This is a genomic window from Gleimia hominis, from assembly GCF_002871945.2.
Lineage (GTDB): Bacteria > Actinomycetota > Actinomycetes > Actinomycetales > Actinomycetaceae > Gleimia > Gleimia hominis_A.
Genome location: NZ_CP126963.1, coordinates 147680 through 167033 on the forward strand (window position 1 = coordinate 147680; position 19354 = coordinate 167033).

Genomic DNA, 19354 nt, shown 5'->3' on the forward strand with positions numbered 1-19354 from the left:
GCTGGAACAACCGCTGGTGAGTGCGCGTACATGGAAGGATGTCCGCGCGGTTCCCGCACTCTCACCAGTATCTTTAGTGATTGTTTGGGTATGCGCATTTGTCTGTGCTTTATCACCGTTGTCGATAGCGGTGGTCGAAAGCACTCATTCCGCACGTGACACGTTCATCTCCCAACTAGGGATAAGAGACGCGCCGACGCAAAATAACAGTAATGCTCGGTATTTAATGCACTACGCCATCCTAGGAAAACGGAGTGCTACTGTCGCTGCCATTGTTCCTACAAGACCCGACACTCCCGCGCCACTAGGACTCTCCCAGTGGCCAGAGGCAGGCTCATTCCTGATCTCCCCAGACCTGAAACCCTACTTACCGGAGTTGGAAGCCCAGTACGGGGAATCTATTGGTGAAATCCCAACCACACTGCTTCCCTCAACAACCTCCAGAATCGTCCTATACCGCCCACATCCAAGTTCGCCCGGTGAATGGGAAAACGTTCTCGTCTCTCCCGGGCACGGAACCTTCGACCCAGGGTTTTTCAACAACGATCGATACACCAAGACGCAATCGAACATTTTCTGGGCTGCTGTTCTCATTCTTCCCGCATCAATATTGCTTTACACTTGTATACGAGTTATCCGGAATCGGAATAAACGCGCATTAGTGACCCTAGAGATCATAGGTATGCCACCGAGCAGTATTCAACATCTACTGTTCCGACGGTTATACAGTGCGGCGCTCGCAGCAATAATTGCCTCAGCGTTCACCTTAGCCTCACTGTTCGTGACCGACCTTTCGCTACCTGGAACTGGCTTCGAAATCCGCAGTGTAGACGTTGAGCGTAACTGGCAGGTTTATATTGGATGCTACTTACTTGGACTACTAATCACCCTTATTATGATGCTGGTGGGAACATGGCCGCGCCAGCCTTCACAAACAAATCGACCAAAAGAAAATGTGCGCAATCGATACGATCCGTACCTGGCGCTAATGGGCCTTGGAGCAACAATAGGGTTCTCGTTCCAATCCCTTCGTTTATTGCGCGCGGCAGTAAAAAATGGTGGGGAAGGAAATCACCTCATTTGGTTTTGGGCATCGGTAGCGACGGCAGTGGTGTTCGCCCCATTCATTTGCCGTTACGTAACTCATGTCGTTTCTGTTACGAGTATCAAAATAGCCACCTTGATAAAGTCGCCATCGTTACTAATAAGTTCCCGACACCTAGTATCTGACGGGGCAGGATCCCAAGTGGTGCGCAACGGGGTTTTACTAATAGTGCTCTCAGTTACCGCTGCTACATTCGCCCTGTCCACAACCGCGGAATCCGTGCGTGCTAGAGACAATATAGCAGCGCTTAGCGATAAGATTGCTAGGATTAGCTATGGCTCAATGCAAACCAAGCTTATAAACACACGCGGAGAATGGCAGGCCTTGCCCGTTAAACCTTACGAATCCATTTCCGTCTACCACAATGTGTCTGGTATTGAACAAACTGCCATGCTAGTCGCCTCCACTCATGCCCTTTCTGCATGGGGACTTGAAGCTGATAGGACTTATTCGACCGCTTCACTAAATGACCGAATGAGACTGGCCTTAGGGCCGGGTATTCAACGGTTTAATACGGCTAAGTCTTTACCTGCTCAACAGGTAGAGAAACTAAGAAGAAGTGATGGTGAACATGTTATTGACACGATCTACTTCGATGCCTCTGGAGGCTCTATAGACCGCTTAAAGGTTGCACGAGTTGCAGCAAAGTCGTTATCACCATTCGTTGAACCAAAAGTTGGAGGTGAAGAATGGGTAGCGGGGGCGAACGATGAATCCTTCCAATACCGGTGGCTTTACGTCGGTACTGGTGCCGTAACCTGTCTGCTATTATGTGCCGCTTTGATCGCATCTGAGGAGAACCGCAAAACGCTTCGAGCAAAAGTAGTGCCACTTGCCCGCGCTTTTGACTTGCGAACACTTCCGAACAAGACGGTGCTAGTGCTCAACGCGACAATAGCGGGTATTACGCTAATCCTGGGCGCTCTGATAACCACTCCCATGGCTCAAATCGCGACGGCTGCGAACAGTGCGGTTGGGGGAATAGAGCCGGTAATCCTGAAGATTTTGCTTATGGTCGGCGCGGTATTTGTGGTCGATACGAGCCTCTCGCTACTGACGAGAGCTAACTTCAAGCGAACTATAGCCACCGCAAAGAGGGGAAATGACGAATGAAAAGTAACAGCCTGTCAAGTGTTAAAATCACGGGGCTAACCCACAGGTTTGGCAGCAAAGCAGTTCTTTCAAACATTTCTTTTTCTGTCTCTCCCGGTGAGTACGTGACGATTTCCGGGCCTTCCGGAGAAGGTAAAACCACTTTGCTTTCTTGCCTACTTGGAGTAATAACTCCCACAAGCGGCGACGTTACGGTTTTGCAGACCCCCATAAATAAACTCTCGCGCAGTCAACGTGCTGCTTTCAGAGGAACCCACATGGGGATCATTTTTCAAAACGGTGAGCTCCTAGATGACCTCACGGCAGAAGAAAACGTTTCCCTCCCACTGTGGGTACAGAACCAGGAGGTGAAGAAAAACGCGGTCAAAACGTTACTTGACGAGTTGGAGGTGCCTACAGGAAGAAGCGTGTCAACTCTGTCCGGTGGGGAATACCAACGAGCGTCACTGGCACGTGCTCTAATAAATAATCCGAAGATAATTATCGCGGACGAACCCACCGCTTCGCTGGATCCGAAACTGCGTAACGAAATCTGTAGCCTACTCATCGAACAGGCACGTGAACACAACGCCACCCTTGTAGTGGTTACCCACGATCCATACCTTACAGAGCGTGCAGATAAAAAATACTACCTGTGTGACGGCGAACTAACCGCATTGCCGTAAGCGCCAGCTAGTTCAGCACTCCCGTCGCTGTAAGGGCAGCCAAAGAAATCGCGTCACGAAGCTCGCCGCAGTTAATGAGGCCGCGGATCTCCTCTTTACTGAACCAAGCCTGCTCATCGACCTCACCGTCCGTCTGCCCAGCGTGCACTCCCTCATGAGGGACTACAAATAAGCCCAAGCCCGTCTGCGTAGCAAGCAGACCCGAATCAGGGTAGATCAAACCGCAAAACTCGCCGTCGCCCCCGTCGATCCCTGTTTCCTCCAACAACTCGCGGTGAGCAGTTGCCAGCGGGTTTGCGTCGGTCAGTTCCGCCATGCCTCGCGGCACCTCCCAAAGTGAACGATCCAAACGAATCCGGTACTGGCGGACCAACAGGACCCGCTGCGTATCCTCAGCCACCAAGACCGCAGCTCCACCACCATTGGCCGTCTCGCTATTACGCACCCGCCACTGGGTCCGCTCCACCCCCGACGCGTCCGCGGCCACCACCGATTCGACTCGCAACGGAAACTCCGGTGCTTTCCAAATGGTCTGCCAATCAACCATCACAGTTCCTCCCTTAAGATCTAAAACCCAAAAAACTCAAATTAGAGACGCTCCAAAAATTTGAGACGGCCCAAAAATAACTACTTAACCACCCACCAAAACCGGGTCCGCAAAACAACTCACTCAGTTTGCACCATCGACAAAGTTGCAGTCATCGAAGACTTCCGCAGCTGCCACACCTGAGCTATATCATCCCACGGCATCGACGACACCGCACCCAGCACCCCCGCCAACCCCAGTAGCGTGCCGCGCGTAAAAGCCGACAGGTTCGCAGAATCCGTGTACAAACCCAAGAACGCAACGAACAACACGAGCGTCGTCATGATTATCATCCGCAGCAGGGTCACTCGTTTCTTGTGCCGGTGCGAATGCGTTTGCCCAACCAGTTCACGCGCAGCCAGAGCGATATTGAACATGGCGCCCGACTGCCCCTCAAGAAACAACGCCCGCGCCTGCTCGCGCGTAACCTCATGTAACTGCGCAAACAATGGTGGGGCAATCACCCGCATGTAATCTAAAATCTCACCCTCCACACGGAGTTTAGAGGCGTGTGCGGGTGTAAAAGTACGATCACGCAGACGTTCAAACCAGCTGCGCACAGGTAAAACCAGCCCGTACGCGCACGCCAGATCCATGTCCGCCCCCAGTGTTTCCGGCTGGTCGTAAAAGGTGAGGTACGTGCTCGAACTACGCTTCGCAATCGCTCGATAATACGCACGCGACCACATCTCCATAGCAGCCCGCCCCTGCGCTTCACTCAACCCCAACTTGGGCAGCAGGCTGGTTACCAACGCGGTCGCGCTCTTTCGGGCAGCCACATTCGAGTTGTCGAACAGATGACGAGCCAACTGCGGTACCTTCCCGCGGCTTTCCAAATCCGCCTGCACGTCCTGGAGCGCAGAAGCCATGTCTAACCCGCCAGACTGCCACAAATCCACGCCTACGCGACCGTCCAACATGGCTTGCACCCACCTGTCTTGCGCTCGCTCAAGGAGCGTCACGATCATACGATCGTCCAAACCTTCACCACTGTGCAAACTACTAGCTGGGAAAGCTAGCCCAGCACCCGGATACCAATCGGGGCCACGCGGAGCCCATTGCCAATCATTAGGCGGATGCGCCCGGGTGGTGGCCATGATAGCCGAAGACGCCGCCCGGAATGTCGAGCTACGAACTTTCTGTAGCTGGAAGTCCACATCCACATACCTCGCATCCTCCCGCGTCGGCTGGCAGTTAACCGTGATGGGAATGCGATCGTTTGGACCTAAACCTAGTTCGTGAGCGATTCCCTCGGGGCCTTGAGAGAGGAAAAATATGCCATCCAACAGCTGGTTTCTATCTAAACAAAGGTGGTCACCCAGCAACACCGCGGTTCGCAACGCGGAGTTCAACTGCGCGGTTGCCTCATCGGGCCCCAAAGACCGCCAAAGCGAGGCTTGATGCACAGAATCAAAATCGTAAACCACCACTGTTGGTTCTGGTTCTTCTTCAGGTGTCTCCACCTTAAGGTGGGGAGTCGCGTCCTTCACGTGACCTCCTTTCTCTCTAAACGATCCTAATGCGGCACGTGCCCCGGGTCACCCGCACTACCAAATCAGCTGCGCTGCCCCGGATTCAGCTGCCGCATAGGTTGGATCGTTATGGCGCCTAGCGTAGAAGGAGGACTAGAATGAAGCGCGTGGATACGGCTTTGAAAACACCCCAGTTAGAAACCTCCCAGCGGTGGAAGAAAGATAACCCGCTGGTGCTTGGCATTGAATCAACCTGTGACGAAACAGGATTCGCCCTGGTGCGCGGCGGTGAACTCCTCGTAGACCGGACCGCAACCTCCATGGATGAATACGCGCGCTACGGGGGGATAATCCCCGAAATCGCGTCTCGCGCCCACTTGGAATCCTTCTTGCCCACACTTGAATCTGCGCTCACCGAAGCCCATGTGCGCCTCGAAGACGTTGACGCAATCGCAGTGGCAGCAGGTCCGGGCCTCATCGGATCGCTAACGGTGGGTATATGCGGCGCTAAAGCGCTCGCGCAAACGCTAGGAAAACCAATCTACGGAGTGAACCACGTGCTTGGACACCTGGCGGTTGACGAACTCGTTGACGGGCCAATGCCAGAACAGTTCATCGGCCTCGTGGTGTCCGGGGGACATTCAAACCTATTGCACGTGCGGGACCTGGCTACAGACGTGGAAGAACTCGGCGGCACCCTGGACGACGCTGCCGGTGAAGCATTCGACAAAGTTGGGCGCCTACTCGGCCTGCCCTACCCGGGTGGCCCCCACGTAGATAAGCTTTCGCAAGCCGGAAACGTGGAAGCCATTAGATTCCCCCGCGGCCTAGCCAGTGCGCGCGACAAAAACAAGTACCGCTACGACTTCTCTTTCTCTGGGCTGAAAACCGCGGTGTCCCGCTACGTATCCGCCCACGAGAAGAAGGGGGAACCATTCAGCCACGAAGACGTGTGCGCCGGTTTTTCTGAGGCCGTAAACGACTCCTTAACCGCAAAAGCCGTGCAAGCGTGCCTAGACCTAGAGTGCTCCACGATCGTAGTTGGCGGTGGGTACAGTGCTAACTCGCGGCTACGTAGCCTTATCCAAAAACGCGCTCAAGCTAAAGGCCTAACGGTGCGCATGCCACCGCTGCGGTTCTGCACCGACAATGGGGCACAAATAGCAGCGATAGGCTCCACCTTAGTACGAGCGGGGGTGCGCCCCTCGGAACCAGACTTTGCGCCGGATTCACAAATGTCCCTCACCGTGCCCGTCATGTAAATCACCGGCAAGGTAGGTACCGATATAGGTGCGCAGGCATTGCGGGCGTACCACAGTCTTTGCCCCCATGGTTTTAGTACTCATGTTATTGACACTTATGTTTTTGGCACTCAACTTGCCAGAGTGCTAACTGGGGAACTAATCTAAAGAGTGAACGTAGCAACAGCTACGAGACCCAACGTTAGGGGTCCGACCACCCGCGACGGCGGACCAGTAACGCACAAACTAATCACACATGGAAGGGGAGTTGACCAGTGTCGATTTCCATTAAACCGCTTGAGGATCGCATTGTGATCCAGCAGGTCGATGCCGAGCAGACCACGGCGTCTGGCCTGGTTATTCCCGATACCGCAAAGGAAAAGCCACAGGAAGGCACCGTCGTCGCAGTAGGTCCAGGCCGCGTAGACGACAACGGTAACCGCGTTCCTATGGATGTTTCTGAGGGAGACGTAGTTATCTACTCGAAGTTCGGTGGTACCGAAGTTAAGTACCAGGGTGAGGAATACCTGATTCTCTCTGCGCGTGACATCCTCGCGATCGTAGAGAAGTAACACCGAGTTAACTTAGAAATAAGTAAATAAACTTCCGTTACGGGCAGCCAACCAGCCGGCAGAGCTGGCACTGGCTGCCCGTAACGCTACCCTGCGCACCGGTAATTTTTGGCCAGGCCGCATGGACCCGTAATGCTTGGACCGGGGTGTTTGCCCCACCATTCTTTACCCGGCCGAATAAACATTAAACCCCCACCCGCCTGGGTGGGGGTCGCGCTACTGCGCGCAGTTGAGTAATTTATGCTTGCAGCCTAAATCTATACAGAACTCCTAAACGGAAGCATAGGCACAGGGCTTAAACCATCGAGAAATAGAAGCTTCAGCACGGGGCTCAAGTCACCGAGAAATAGAAGCTTAGGCACGCGACTTATGCCACCGAGGCGCGCCGACGTTTCCGACTGCGGGCAACTTCGCGCCGCTCCTCTTCCGTCATACCGCCCCACACGCCGTAGGGTTCCATTACGCGCAACGCGTGTTCGCGGCACTGCTCAAGCACCGGACACGTCGCGCAAATCGCTTTCGCCGCCTCGGCTCGCCGGCGACGGGTAGAGCCGCGCTCTCCCTCAGGATGAAAAAATAGTTCCGTATCCATATCGCGACAAGCAGCCTGGAATTGCCAATCCCAACGATCCATAACCGGACCTGGCAACCGTGAAACATCGGTCATTCGCACATTCCTTTCCGCGCGAAAACACCGCGCTGCTGTGGAAACGTTTTTAACATTATCGATTTCACGCGCTTTAATCAAGGAAATTTTTGCGCTCACTGCGAAGTGATCACCTAAAACGACTCTTCCCAAGCACATCCGTCACAATTTTTAAGCAAGCAGCATCTGCAAATACAGATACGTTAAACTTGCAAGATGACAGCTATGAACGATCCCTTTGCTCTAACCGGTTTAACCTACGACGACGTGCTCCTCCTGCCCGAACTGACGGACGTAGTGCCTTCAGAAGTGAACACGGAAGCGCAACTATCGCGCAACATAACACTTCGAATCCCCATTCTCTCCGCCGCGATGGACACGGTAACGGAAGCGCGCATGGCTATCGCCATGGCCCGCCAAGGTGGGATAGGTATCTTGCATCGCAACCTCTCGATCGAAGACCAAGCCCAGCAGGTTCGGCAAGTGAAACGGTCCGAATCCGGAATGGTGGCCGACCCGGTGACAATCCACCAAGACGCCACCATTGAGGAACTAGATGAACTGTGCGGCCACTACCGCGTGTCCGGCCTACCCGTGGTAGACCCACAAAACCACCTGCTAGGAATCATCACCAACCGCGACTTGAGGTTCGTGCCACCCGAACAGTGGGCCACCACTAAAGTCCGTGAATGCATGACTCCCATGCCGCTGATCACCGCGCACGTCGGAATCTCCCGCGAAGACGCGAAGGCCCTCCTGGCTAAACACCGGATTGAAAAACTCCCCATCGTGGACGACGCCGGGAAACTATCGGGGTTGATCACAGTTAAAGACTTCGTTAAAACCGAAAAGTACCCCAACGCCTCAAAAGATAAAGATGGTCGCCTACTGGTGGGGGCCGCAATCGGATACTGGGGGGACTCGTGGGAACGCGCACAAGCCCTCGCAGACGCCGACGTGGACGTGCTGATCGTCGACACAGCTAACGGCGGGGCGAAACTGGCGTTAGAAATGATTAAGCGCATCAAAGCGGACTCCCGGTTTGAGGGAATCGACATCATTGGCGGCAACGTCGCCACCACGGAAGGGACGCAAGCGCTGATCGAAGCGGGAGTGGACGGCGTGAAAGTCGGGGTGGGCCCCGGGTCGATCTGCACCACCCGCGTCGTTGCCGGAGTGGGAGTACCCCAGGTCACCGCTATCCACCTGGCCGCGCAGGCAGCGGGCCCCGCGGGCATACCGATTATCGCGGACGGGGGAATGCAGTACTCAGGTGATATCGCCAAGGCCCTAGTGGCGGGCGCGTCAACCGTAATGGTCGGATCCATGCTCGCGGGATGTGAGGAATCACCGGGCGAACTCGTCTTCACAAACGGTAAACAATACAAGCGTTACCGCGGTATGGGATCGCTAGGGGCCATGAGTTCGCGCGGACGCAAATCGTATTCCAAAGACCGCTACTTCCAAGCGGACGTCACCAGCGACGACAAAATCGTGCCCGAAGGCATTGAGGGGCAAGTCCCGTACTCCGGCTCACTCGCAGCCGTCATGTACCAACTAATCGGTGGGCTGCACCAATCCATGTTCTACCTTGGGGCCGCGAACCTCAAGCAAGTACGCGAAAACGGGCGGTTTGTGCGCATCACCAGTGCGGGGCTAAGAGAATCACACCCCCACGACGTGGCGATGACGACGGAGGCACCGAACTACCACTTCGGTCGCGGTTAAATCGGCCACGGGCCGCGCGGGCGCGGGGTACGGCCCCGGCTGCGTAAGAACGCGGCGTAGGAATCTTCCAGTTCCTTCGCCCACTGTACCTGGTGGGCGTGCAGCTCACCGGGTTCCATCTGCGCGACCTTCGGGTAGCGCGCCGCAATGGCCTGCGCTAAATCGAGTGTTGCCCGCACGTCCACTTCCGCGGTGTGCATGTCCTGTGCCACGGTCAACCCGTAGGCTGGCAGAGTTGCCGATAGGGTGCGTTTACCCTTGCGGTAGCGCCAACAGTACCGGTCCAACACGTAGGGGTCCACGATTGGGCTCAAATGCCCCAAACGTTCCCGCAATGTAGGCAGGTTGTGGCGGGCGAGTTCTGCCTCCATCAAAGCCAGGTCGAACGGGGCGTTAAACGCCACCACCGGCAGGCCCTCATGCAACTGCTCCACCAGCATGTCCGCCACTTCCGCCAGCACCTGTCGGGCCGGCGAACCGTTTTCGCGCGCGTACTCCGTACTGATTCCATGTACCCGCTGAGCAGCCTGAGGGATCTCCACCTGCGGGTCCGCAAGCCACGTGACCGTCTGGTCCTGCCCGCCGTCGCGAACCACTATCGCAGCGGTAACTAAACGTGCTTGCGCGGTATTAACCCCCGTGGTTTCCGTATCGAACCCCAGTAGGCGCCCGTCACTCCAGGACATGCGGATCCTCCTTCAATGGTGGACAAAATGAACAGTTAGGCTCAACAGCCTATGTTACCTGCATAGGATAGAACCATGAGTTATGAGATTGAAATCGGACGTGGCAAACGGGCGCGACGCGCGTACACGCTAGATGACGTGGCGCTCGTCCCCGCCCGCCGTACCCGCGATCCAGAAGACGTGAACGTGAGCTGGCAGATTGACGCCTACCACGTGCAAATGCCGCTGCTGGGTGCCCCCATGGATTCGACCATGAGCCCGGAAACCGCCATTGAACTGGGTCGTTTAGGTGGAATTGGGGTGTTAGATCTTGAGGGATTGTGGACGCGGTACGAGGATCCGCAGCCACTGCTAGAAGAAATTCGCCAGCTAGACGCCCACGCGTCGAACGCGCGACTTCAAGAGATTTATTCCGAACCGATTAAACCTGAACTCATGGCAGCTCGACTTGGGCAATTGCGCGACGCGGGCGTGGTGGTGGCCGGAAAACTCTCGCCGCAACAGACCGAGAAGTACTGGCGGTACGTGGTGGATGCCGGTGTGGACCTGTTTGTAATCCGGGGGACAACGGTGTCTGCCCAGCACGTATCATCGCGCGCGCAACCGCTTAACTTGAAGCGGTTCATCTACGAACTCGACGTGCCCGTCCTGGTCGGTGGGGTCGCTACCTACACCGGGGCCCTACATTTGATGCGCACCGGCGCTGCTGGAGTGCTCGTGGGGTTCGGTGGGGGAGCTGCGCACACCACGCGGCAACTACTGGGGATTCACGCTCCCATGGCCACCGCGATCGCGGACGTGGCGGCAGCGCGGCGCGACTACTTGGATGAATCCGGAGGCCGCTACGTGCACATAATTGCCGACGGTGGTATCGGCAGATCCGGAGACTTCATCAAAGCAATCGGCTGCGGTGCAGACGCAGTGATGATCGGAGCGGCACTCGCCCGGGCGCGTGAAGCTCCCGGTGGGGGCTGGCACTGGGGGAGCGAGGCATACCACCCGGAACTTCCCCGCGGCCAACGCGTGCACGTGGGAACCGCTGGCACAATGGAGCAGATCCTGCTGGGGCCATCCTCGCGGGCCGACGGGAAAGTGAACTTCATCGGGTCCCTGCGCCGCGCGATGGCCACCACCGGGTACGCGGAAGTAAAAGACCTGCAGAGGGTCGAAATGGTCGTGTCCCCCTACGAAAAATCACTGTGACGCCATAAGTGTGCGTGCCACGCGTGCTCACGAGGCCGGCTGGGGTTCTCAAGTGAGTTAGCCCGATCCTCAACTGTGGCATCTAGTCACGCAGTACTGCGCGCAGCGTTTGCGCGATAATTTTCAGATCCCCAAGCGTGGAACGCTCGCGCACGTACTTGGCGTAAAGCCTGGTTTTTTGAGGCAAAATCACCTCAATGTAATAGCGTTCCGGGTCGTCCGCGCGGGCCAACTTATCGGCCTCATTGCGGTAGCGAATCGACGCGGGATCCGTGATTCCCGGACGTACCGAAAGGATCAGGTGGCGCCACTTCGCAGGCCAGTGCTGCACGTACTCCGGCACTTCGGGGCGAGGGCCCACCAACGCCATTTCGCCGCGCACCACGTCGATCAACTGGGGGAGCTCATCGAGCTTAGTTTTGCGCAGCACCCGCCCCACGCGGGTCACGCGCGGATCGCCCGTGGCAGAAATGTTCACGCGCGGAACCTCATCAGTCATGGTACGGAACTTATGGATTCTAAACGGCCGTCCACCTAACCCCACGCGGCGCTGGCGGAAAAACACAGGGCCCGCCGAATCTAGTTTAATTGCCACACTGACTGCAGCGAACACGGGGCTGAGCAGCACGAGTGCGGCAGAGGAAGTCACAACGTCAAAAGCGCGCATAGTCAGAGGTTACCGCACCGGCCCAAGCGTCTGGTAGCGCACCAGTTGCCCAGCGGGGGTGCGTGCCCAAATGTCATCCAGATTTGCACTCATGAGGGCGGTGAACCCACCCCAGCCGCGGCCCGTTACCCGCGGCTGCTTCGCGGTGCCTGACGCCACCGACTGGATGAACAGTTGGCCGGCCCCGTCGCGGAACAGCAAATCGGAATACCCATCCTGGTTCAAATCCGACACGGCAAACGCGTCCTTCAAGTGGTTAAATCCAACCCCTAGATTCAGTGGGGAAGTGAACTGCGCCCCGCCGCGCGTAATATACAGCCGCAAACGTCCTGTTTTATCTAAAGCACCGATCGCCGGGTGGCCGCCGGCTGCATCTTGGAACGCGAACAGGCGCACAAAACCTTGCCAGCCCGTGCCGATGCGCCGAGTGGGTTTAAAACCGCCCGCGCGGTTGCCCGGATACAGCATGAGGTCGCCGGCGCGGTTCACCGCCATCACGTCCGGGGTACCATCACCGTCAAAATCCACCCCCGTCATAATGTGCTTAACCGTGTTCCACCCACTGCCGATCTGCCGGGCAGATGTGAATGAGGTTCTGGATCTGGCCTGTAGAAGCTTGAGGTTGCCGCGCGCGTCCACAAACGCTGCGTCCGTGTACCCATTGCCAGAGAAGCCACCCATCGCGAACGTTTGCGTGGGGAAGCCCCGGCCAATCGGCATGGACTCACCCCACCTCAGCGCCCAAGAATTAGGGGAAGACACCGGTGGGGTACCTATGGTCCGGGTGAAGATACGCAGTTCGCGCAGACCATCCACCACGGCGAAGACGTCTTGTTTAGCACTTGAGGAAAGTCGGGTTACCCCACTGCCTGTGCCGAGCACCCGGTTGCCGCGCGCATAACTGGAGGAAACCGCAACTGTTGGCGCACTTGGAAGCGCGGTGAACCCCGTGGCTGAAGCCAACCGCACTTTAATGCCCCGCTCGTCGCGCTGCGCTAGGTCGTCGAACCCATCGCGGTTCAAATCTCCAATCGGGAAGGCACCGCTCAGGCCCGTGCCCCGCGCTGGCCGTTGCATCGGCCGGGAGGTGTATGCCACCGCTGGGTCACCGGCCAGATTTGAATAATCCCCGGGGAAGTTCGCGATTGCACTAGTGAACCGGCCCGACCCGTCGGTGGGGTAGGCACGCAACGTACCGTTCGGGTACAAACCGAGCACCGTGGGGCGCTTCCCCACGCCGTGTTCTACCGCGAACGTGCGCGCAAAGTTATGCCACCCCGTTCCCACCTGGCGGCTTGGGCGGAACCCTCCGCGCCCATTCCCCGGGTAAAGCAGCAGGCGCCCATCTTGGGCACGTGCCAGAACATCTGGGTGCCCATCGCCGTCAAAGTCGATGCCCGTCATGAGGTCTTCGAAACCACCCCACCCCCGGCCAATGTCACGCGCCGTGGGCACTGCCGCGGAGTTCTTGTGGTTAAACAACGTGAGGCGACCGTCGGGTCGGACCAGCAGCGTGTCCCGCACCCCGTCGGAGTTAAAATCCCCCGCGTCATACGTGGCGCTCGCGGGAAAACCGCGCCCCACCTGCGTGCCAATATTTGTGTAAGAACTTGGGTTAGTGGGAGTGGCTGGGGGGACGCTCGGAGCCGTGTTCGACAGGATGCGAGCGACGTTCGTGCGAATCCGCGGCAGTGTGTAGCGGTAGAACATTTCGCCCGGACACGCGGTAGCGAACACATCGCGGTGACCAACGATATTGCTACTTATCGTTCCTTTACCGGGGATACTCATGGGAGCAGCCGCTTTCAAGCCACGCAACCGGAACTTCCAGGCAACGATATTGCTCACCGCTGCCACCGCCTCATTAGATGGCTGCACGCTAGTGAACGTGCCTAGTACGGAAATGCCGAACGTGTACGAGTTAGAACCTATTGCGTGCGCTCCAATCGGGTCGCGGGTAAGTCCACCCGCGCGGCCTTCCCACGCGTTCCCGAACTTGTCGACCAGCACGTTGTACCCAATGTCGCCCCACCCCAGGGTGACGGCGTGGTAGTAGTAAATGTCGCGGATAATTCCGGGCACGTCAGCCTTAGAATAATTGTTCGACCCTACCGTGTGGTGAATTACAGCCCCGCGTATGCCCAGGGTGTATTCCGTGGGCCACGTCATGTACGCCGGATTCGCACCCCATTCGTTGCGCGTATGAATAACTGTGCTCGTGTCGGTTGCAACCGCACGGCTTCGCAGCTGCCCCGAAACCCACTGGTCCGCCTGCGTCATTTGTGAGTTAATGACGTGCAGTTGCGGGTCAGTAACCGGCTGTTCTTTATTGCTTATGAGGCGGGCGCGCACCTTCTGCGCATCCGTCACCACAGTGGGGGTGATGCCTTGCCGCCCATTTCGCTGAGGGGCTTCCATGTCGATGTGTTCGGCATCTTGCCACTTGCCATCGCGCAGTAACTGCACTTGCACGGACACGCGGGCGCTGCCCGTCCAGGTCACGCCAATCACCGCGGGGTGGCCTGCGGGAATGTCCACGGGCGCAAGGTCAACCGTAGTGCCGCTGGAGGATTGCTGCGGGGCAGTAGCGTCTCCGTCCTCACCCGAGTGTTGTGTCTGCGAGTCGGGCACATCGGCGTCCTCACCCGGCTGTTGTGCGAGCGAGTCGAGCGCGTTCGTGGTGGCATCAGTGTTGTCGATGTCGTCAGAAATCCGCACGGGCGGGATGCCTGCAGCTGGTCCCTCATCGGAATCTGTGGCGAAACTGGCGGGCGCAAAACCCCACCCGGCCACGGTCAAAACGGTGGTGGTGAAAACACTGACGATGGCCAGCAGCCTGCGGCGGAACGTGGAGGAGCGGGACATTGATTAACCTTCCGAATAAGAGGATGAACCCAACTGCGAGACTACTGGGACACGAGTTTTAACCCAGCCACGCAGGCGACGATACCGAGTATAAGGAGGATTTTGATTACGGACACGGGTTCAGCGCCCGTAGTGAACGCGTACAGGGCGGTGGTGGCGGCGCCAACTCCGACCCAGGCGGCGTAGCCGGTGCCGACGGGGATTTCGCGTAGTGCCCACCCGAGTCCACCCATGGAAACGACCATTCCGAGTATAAACAGTGCAATCGGCCCCGGGGTTGATAGTCCTTCGATTTTTGACAGTGCAACGGCCCACACGGCTTCAAACATGCCGGAGATAACCAGTACTAGCCAGTGCATGCAACCTCCTTTAGGGTCTGGGCGCGCACCTGGTTGAGCGTGCGCGCCGTTAACCATCTGAAGACGTTCAGTACAGCACTTCGTCTTTCGCCGTGGTTTTCGCGTGAATTTCTTCCAGTTTAGCTGGGTCCAGTTCGGGTACCGCCACGTGGCTGATGAGGGGGTGGAATGGGCGGTCGTCGTGCTCGCCGCGGCCCCGCAGGGCTTCGGTCATTTTCTCACCCGGTCGCATGCCGGTGAACACGATGGGTACGTCTTTGTGGCTCTTCGCGATCAGGCCTTTGGCGATGTCTAGGATTTTCACGGGTTCACCCATGTCTAGTACGAGCACTTCACCGGGCCGGCCGATTGCCCCCGCTTGGATTACGAGGGTGCAGGCCTCGGGGATGGTCATGAAGTAGCGTTCCACTTCCGGGTGGGTGACGGTCACGGGCCCACCTTTGTCGATTTGCTTACGGAATGTCCACAGCATGGAACCGCGGGAGCCAAGCACGTTACCGAACCGGACGGACACGAGGCGGGTGCTGGAGCGGTGCGAATAATACGACACGATTTCTTCGGCAACGCGTTTGGTGCGCCCCAGCACAGAAGTGGGGTCGGCAGCTTTATCGGTGGAGATGTTAACGAAAGTTTCTACGTTGAAGTCGTCGGCTAGTTCCACCAGGTTTTTGGTGCCCAGTACGTTCGTTTTCCACCCTTCTTCCGGGTATTGTTCCAGCATCGGCAGGTGCTTGAGGGCAGCCGTGTGGAACACTACTTGCGGGCGGTGTTGGGCGAAGATTCTCCGTAGCGCGGCCTTGTCCCGAATGGAGCACAGCACCATGTCTGGGGTGTCTAGCAGGCCTTTGCCGTATAGTTCCAGCTGCATTGCGTGCAGAGCAGATTCGTCCCGGTCCAGTAGCACGAGTTCGCGCGGACCTAGCGCGTTTACTTGCCGGCAAATTTCCGAGCCGATGGATCCGCCCGCCCCGGTTACCATCACCGTTTTCCCTGTGAGGTACCCCGCCACTTCCGTCAGGTTCGTTTTAACTTGACGCCGGCCCAGCAGGTCGGTCACGTCGATTTCACGGATGTCGTTGAGGTCTATTTTGGAGCCAAGCAGGGAGGACACCGGGGGGATGGTCATCATCGTTAAGCCCGCTTGGTCGCAGATTTGGGAGTATTCGCGCGCAGTATTGGAGGGGGCGTTGTTGATGCAGTAAACGACGGTGGACACTCCGTGTTTGCGTGCCACGTCGGGCAGGTCAGCGCGTTTACCGAGTACGCGCACGCCTTCTAACCGCAGGTTTTGTTTGGATTCGGAGTCGTCGATGAGGCCCACTGCGTTGAACCGCGCGTGTTCGTCTAGCCGCAGTTGGCGCAGCAGTTGCTGGGCGGCGATGCCCGCACCGATAACCAGAACTGGTTCGGGGTCGGCGTCACTGTGCCGGGTGAGAGTTTTGTAGGCGCGCCACAGGGTGCGGGCGGCAGCCATGAGTAGTAGTGCGAGTGGGGGAGTGGAGACGGCGACGGCACCGGAGAGGAATTCGCCGGGGTACAGCAGGGTAGACAGGGCGCCGGCAACGGAGGATCCGACTGCGAGGAATGCGAGCGCCACCATTTCTTCGAACGTGCCGATCCAGTAGCGGTTGCGGTATTGCTTAGTGATGAACCCAACTAACCATTGCACGGCGATGGTTACGCCCGTGTACATGATTACGGCGTTGCGGTCTAATGCGGAAAGGCTGAAGCTGAACCGAAGAGCGGTGATCGCAACCGCTGCGAGTATCCAACATAATGCGTCTGAGGTCGCCAAAGTGGCACGTCGCAGCCATGTCGAGATACTCATCGTCCCCCCGGTTTGTGAACAGGTGTAAATGTAACAGTTTAGATACTACCCGTCGCGGTGGCTTGATTGTACGACCAACTTGGGTGGTGCGTGACAGGGGCCACGGAGGGCGGGGTCGGCATTAAGATGGGAAGCATGGTTGATAAAAAGCGTGTGCCGCAGCAGCAAGACCGGATGTCGGTTTCGTTTTCCCCTCCTGATATTTCCCCTGAGGACATTGACGCGGTGGTGGATGTGCTCCGTTCGGGGTGGATTACGTCTGGCCCGGTGGGCGAGCGTTTTCGCGACGCGTTATCGAACTATTGTGGCAGCGCGGACACGGTTTTGACGAACTCGGCGACCGCGGCTTTAGAAACCGCGTTGCGGGCCCTGGGGGTAGGCCCGGGCGATGAGGTGGTGGTGCCGGCCTACACGTACACTGCGTCTGCATCAGTGGTTGCCCACACCGGGGCGACGATCCGGATGGTTGACGTGCAGCCGGGAAGATTTGTGCCGTCGCCGCAGCAGTGGGCGCAGGCGATTACGGAGCGCACGAAAGCGATCATTCCCGTTGATCTAGCGGGCTACCCGGTAGATACGGCGGAATTGTTTGAGGTTCTTGAGTCGCATCGACACCTGTTTAAACCCGCTAGTGACTTGCAGGAGGCTTTGGGTCGGGCCGCAGTGATTGTCGACGGGGCGCACTCGTTGGGGGCACGGCGCGACGGTAAACGTGCGGGCGCGCTGGGGGACTTCACGGCGTTCAGCTTTCACGCGGTTAAGAACCTCACCACAGCAGAGGGTGGGGCGCTAACGTGGCGCAAAGAACTTCCGGTGGGGCCGGAGCTAACGCGGCATGTGCAACAACTGATTTTGCATGGGCAAACCAAAACCGCACTCGAAAAATCGCGGGGAGCCTCGTGGGAATACGATATTGCGTTCCCCGGCTACAAAATGAACATGCCGGACATAACCGCGGCCCTGGGACTGTCGCAACTGGGGCGGTATGAGCAAATTCTGCGGCGGCGCGCGGACCTCATAAAACAATACGACACCGGCTTAAATGGACTGCCCTGCACGCCGTACGCACACCGCGGGCAAGGTTGGACGTCTTCTGGCCACCTGTATTTGCTGCGTTTAAATGGTAAAGACGAGGCTGCGCGGAACCGTTTTATTGACCAAATGTTTGAACGGGGCGTGGCGACGAACGTGCACTACAAGCCGTTGCCGATGCTCACGGCGTACCGGCAGCTGGGGTTCGGCATCGCCCACTACCCGAACGCGTATGCGCAATACGCGAACGAGGTAACCTTGCCTTTACACACGCGGCTGACGGACGCGCAAGTTCAATACGTAGTGGAATGCGTTAGGGAAATAATTTAAGCCTGAGGGCGTGCGCGCGCCCGCGGACCGGGTGAGTGGTTGCCGCTCGCGTTGGGAGCGGATCGGCGCGGTAAGCTCCCGCGGTGAATCGCACCGCTGGGTACGGATTGCACGTGAGGCTCGGAGTGGATAGAGGGGGAAGCGGGACTATGGATTGTCCAACGATTAGCATCGGGATCATAGCGTTGAATGAACGCGCGTATTTGCCGGACTTGCTGACTGATATTGCGCGGCAAGACTATCCGGCGGAGCGGATCGAACTGGTCCTCGTGGATTCAGGTTCGACCGATGGCACCCGCGAGCTGATGCACCGCGTTGCGCGCAAACATTCGTATTCGAACGTGATCGTGGCGGATAACCCCGGACGCATTCAAGCGTGCGGGTGGAACGTGTTTTTACGCCGCTTCACCGGTGAGGTAGCGGTGCGAGTCGATGCGCACGCGCGTATCGCACCGAATTTCTTATCCGCCATCGCCGCAGTACTGGCCGAAGGTGAGGACGTGGTCGGTGGCCCGCGCCCAGCGATCGTACCTGACGACGCGGGAGAGTGGGAGCACGTGTTGTTGAAAGCAGAAACGTCCGTGTTCGGATCTTCCCCGGCGAACTACCGCGGGGACACGCGCGAATCGAATGGGAAACCGCAGCACAAGCAGTACGTGAATTCCCTGTTTCACGGCGCGTACCGGCGGGAAGTGGTGGAAAAAGTAGGGTTCGCAAACGAAGCTCTGGTGCGCACCGAGGACAACGATTTTTACTACCGGGTCCGCCAGGCGGGCTACCGGCTGCGGTTTGACCCGCGGATCCGCTCTTACCAACTGATCCGCCCGAACCTGCGGGCCATGGTGAAGCAAAAATACGGCAACGGCTACTGGATCGGCCGCACCCTGTTCATCCAACCCGGATCTGTGGGCAAACACCACTTGGTACCGCTCGCGTTCGTCACCGCGCTGGGGGTCACCGGCGCTAGAGCGGCGGCGGGGAAACCCGGTTGGTTTTCCGCTGTGACAGGTTCGTACGCAGCCGCCGACGCCCTCATGAGCGCGTCCGCACAACCGGGTGACGCCAAAACCGCAGTCACTCTCGCGGGGATTTTCCCACTGCTGCACGTGGCGTACGGCGCAGGTACCCTCGTGGGAATTGCGCGCGGAAGCGTGCAGTACCTGCAGTGCAGACTCTGTAAAGATGAGCGGTAGCCGTCAATTAGTCAACAGTTACGTCGCCGTAAAATGCCGTAAGTCCATATAAATGTACGTCAG

Annotated in this window: 16 protein-coding genes; 8 read left to right on the top strand and 8 right to left on the bottom strand. The window is 57.8% G+C overall.

What is annotated here, in order from left to right; genetic code table 11:
- The first annotated feature begins 16 nt into the window (after window positions 1-16).
- Together CJ187_RS00735 and CJ187_RS00740 are read left to right on the top strand one after the other, a co-directional pair.
- Entirely contained in the window at window positions 17-2218 is a 2202-nt protein-coding gene (locus CJ187_RS00735; protein WP_233187317.1) for a hypothetical protein, read from the top strand.
- Complete coding sequence (locus CJ187_RS00740; RefSeq protein ID WP_102216197.1) at window positions 2215-2883, top strand: ABC transporter ATP-binding protein; 669 nt, start codon at window positions 2215-2217, stop codon at window positions 2881-2883. Before CJ187_RS00735 ends, CJ187_RS00740 begins: the two co-directional genes overlap by 4 nt.
- Window positions 2884-2890: 7 nt before the next feature.
- On the opposite strand, the gene CJ187_RS00745 is transcribed toward CJ187_RS00740, so the two are convergent.
- The gene (locus CJ187_RS00745) at window positions 2891-3430 is read right to left on the bottom strand and encodes an NUDIX hydrolase (protein ID WP_102216196.1); all 540 of its coding nucleotides are present in this window, start codon (window positions 3428-3430) and stop codon (window positions 2891-2893) included.
- Between the two features lie 119 nt (window positions 3431-3549).
- On the bottom strand, window positions 3550-4959 hold the full coding sequence (locus tag CJ187_RS00750; RefSeq protein WP_102216195.1) for a hypothetical protein: 1410 nt from the start codon (window positions 4957-4959) through the stop codon (window positions 3550-3552).
- A 140-nt stretch (window positions 4960-5099) separates the two neighbouring features.
- Here CJ187_RS00750 and tsaD point away from each other — a divergent pair, with 140 nt between their 5' ends.
- Window positions 5100-6203, top strand: a complete 1104-nt coding sequence (gene tsaD / locus CJ187_RS00755) for a tRNA (adenosine(37)-N6)-threonylcarbamoyltransferase complex transferase subunit TsaD (RefSeq protein ID WP_102216194.1) — start codon at window positions 5100-5102, stop codon at window positions 6201-6203.
- Window positions 6204-6457: 254 nt separating this feature from the next.
- Window positions 6458-6754 (top strand): co-chaperone GroES, encoded by a 297-nt coding sequence (gene groES / locus CJ187_RS00760; RefSeq protein ID WP_102216193.1) that lies wholly within the window; start codon window positions 6458-6460, stop codon window positions 6752-6754.
- Between the two features lie 367 nt (window positions 6755-7121).
- Here the strand turns inward: groES and CJ187_RS00765 are convergent, their stop codons facing one another.
- The gene (locus CJ187_RS00765) at window positions 7122-7421 is read right to left on the bottom strand and encodes a WhiB family transcriptional regulator (RefSeq protein WP_102216578.1); all 300 of its coding nucleotides are present in this window, start codon (window positions 7419-7421) and stop codon (window positions 7122-7124) included.
- Between the two features lie 195 nt (window positions 7422-7616).
- On the opposite strand from CJ187_RS00765, the gene guaB reads away from it, so the two are divergent.
- A complete protein-coding gene (gene guaB, locus CJ187_RS00770) occupies window positions 7617-9128 on the top strand; it encodes an IMP dehydrogenase (protein ID WP_102216192.1) in 1512 nt (503 codons plus the stop codon).
- On the opposite strand, the gene CJ187_RS00775 is transcribed toward guaB, so the two are convergent.
- Window positions 9125-9814: an exonuclease domain-containing protein gene (locus CJ187_RS00775; RefSeq protein WP_102216191.1), complete on the bottom strand. Its 690-nt coding sequence runs from the start codon at window positions 9812-9814 to the stop codon at window positions 9125-9127. The two genes, guaB and CJ187_RS00775, sit on opposite strands and share 4 nt — an antisense overlap.
- 75 nt (window positions 9815-9889) lie before the next feature.
- Here CJ187_RS00775 and CJ187_RS00780 point away from each other — a divergent pair, with 75 nt between their 5' ends.
- A complete protein-coding gene (locus CJ187_RS00780) occupies window positions 9890-11017 on the top strand; it encodes a GuaB3 family IMP dehydrogenase-related protein (RefSeq protein ID WP_102216190.1) in 1128 nt (375 codons plus the stop codon).
- 82 nt (window positions 11018-11099) lie between these two features.
- On the opposite strand, the gene CJ187_RS00785 is transcribed toward CJ187_RS00780, so the two are convergent.
- From CJ187_RS00785 to CJ187_RS00800, 4 genes are all read right to left on the bottom strand, one after another.
- Window positions 11100-11684: a sugar transferase gene (locus tag CJ187_RS00785; protein ID WP_146003064.1), complete on the bottom strand. Its 585-nt coding sequence runs from the start codon at window positions 11682-11684 to the stop codon at window positions 11100-11102.
- A gap of 9 nt (window positions 11685-11693) precedes the next feature.
- Entirely contained in the window at window positions 11694-14549 is a 2856-nt protein-coding gene (locus tag CJ187_RS00790) for an FG-GAP-like repeat-containing protein (RefSeq protein ID WP_102216188.1), read from the bottom strand.
- Between the two features lie 41 nt (window positions 14550-14590).
- Window positions 14591-14908, bottom strand: a complete 318-nt coding sequence (locus tag CJ187_RS00795; RefSeq protein WP_102216577.1) for a DMT family transporter — start codon at window positions 14906-14908, stop codon at window positions 14591-14593.
- Window positions 14909-14975: 67 nt separating this feature from the next.
- On the bottom strand, window positions 14976-16736 hold the full coding sequence (locus CJ187_RS00800; protein ID WP_102216187.1) for a polysaccharide biosynthesis protein: 1761 nt from the start codon (window positions 16734-16736) through the stop codon (window positions 14976-14978).
- Between the two features lie 135 nt (window positions 16737-16871).
- Between CJ187_RS00800 and CJ187_RS00805 the strand changes: the two genes are divergently transcribed.
- Window positions 16872-18098: a DegT/DnrJ/EryC1/StrS family aminotransferase gene (locus CJ187_RS00805; protein WP_233187316.1), complete on the top strand. Its 1227-nt coding sequence runs from the start codon at window positions 16872-16874 to the stop codon at window positions 18096-18098.
- A 149-nt stretch (window positions 18099-18247) separates the two neighbouring features.
- Window positions 18248-19291: a glycosyltransferase family 2 protein gene (locus tag CJ187_RS00810; RefSeq protein ID WP_102216186.1), complete on the top strand. Its 1044-nt coding sequence runs from the start codon at window positions 18248-18250 to the stop codon at window positions 19289-19291.
- Window positions 19292-19354: the final 63 nt, after the last annotated feature.

Excerpts from the sequence above, each read along its gene's own strand:
- guaB (WP_102216192.1), top strand. The coding sequence starts at position 7,617 with ATGACAGCTATGAACGATCCCTTTGCTCTAACCGGTTTAACCTACGAC.
- CJ187_RS00740 (WP_102216197.1), top strand. The coding sequence starts at position 2,215 with ATGAAAAGTAACAGCCTGTCAAGTGTTAAAATCACGGGGCTAACCCAC.
- CJ187_RS00800 (WP_102216187.1), bottom strand. The coding sequence starts at position 16,736 with ATGAGTATCTCGACATGGCTGCGACGTGCCACTTTGGCGACCTCAGAC.
- CJ187_RS00780 (WP_102216190.1), top strand. The coding sequence starts at position 9,890 with ATGAGTTATGAGATTGAAATCGGACGTGGCAAACGGGCGCGACGCGCG.
- CJ187_RS00785 (WP_146003064.1), bottom strand. The coding sequence starts at position 11,684 with ATGCGCGCTTTTGACGTTGTGACTTCCTCTGCCGCACTCGTGCTGCTC.
- CJ187_RS00745 (WP_102216196.1), bottom strand. The coding sequence starts at position 3,430 with ATGGTTGATTGGCAGACCATTTGGAAAGCACCGGAGTTTCCGTTGCGA.
- CJ187_RS00810 (WP_102216186.1), top strand. The coding sequence starts at position 18,248 with ATGGATTGTCCAACGATTAGCATCGGGATCATAGCGTTGAATGAACGC.
- CJ187_RS00765 (WP_102216578.1), bottom strand. The coding sequence starts at position 7,421 with ATGACCGATGTTTCACGGTTGCCAGGTCCGGTTATGGATCGTTGGGAT.
- CJ187_RS00775 (WP_102216191.1), bottom strand. The coding sequence starts at position 9,814 with ATGTCCTGGAGTGACGGGCGCCTACTGGGGTTCGATACGGAAACCACG.
- CJ187_RS00790 (WP_102216188.1), bottom strand. The coding sequence starts at position 14,549 with ATGTCCCGCTCCTCCACGTTCCGCCGCAGGCTGCTGGCCATCGTCAGT.
- tsaD (WP_102216194.1), top strand. The coding sequence starts at position 5,100 with ATGAAGCGCGTGGATACGGCTTTGAAAACACCCCAGTTAGAAACCTCC.
- CJ187_RS00805 (WP_233187316.1), top strand. The coding sequence starts at position 16,872 with ATGGTTGATAAAAAGCGTGTGCCGCAGCAGCAAGACCGGATGTCGGTT.
- CJ187_RS00795 (WP_102216577.1), bottom strand. The coding sequence starts at position 14,908 with ATGCACTGGCTAGTACTGGTTATCTCCGGCATGTTTGAAGCCGTGTGG.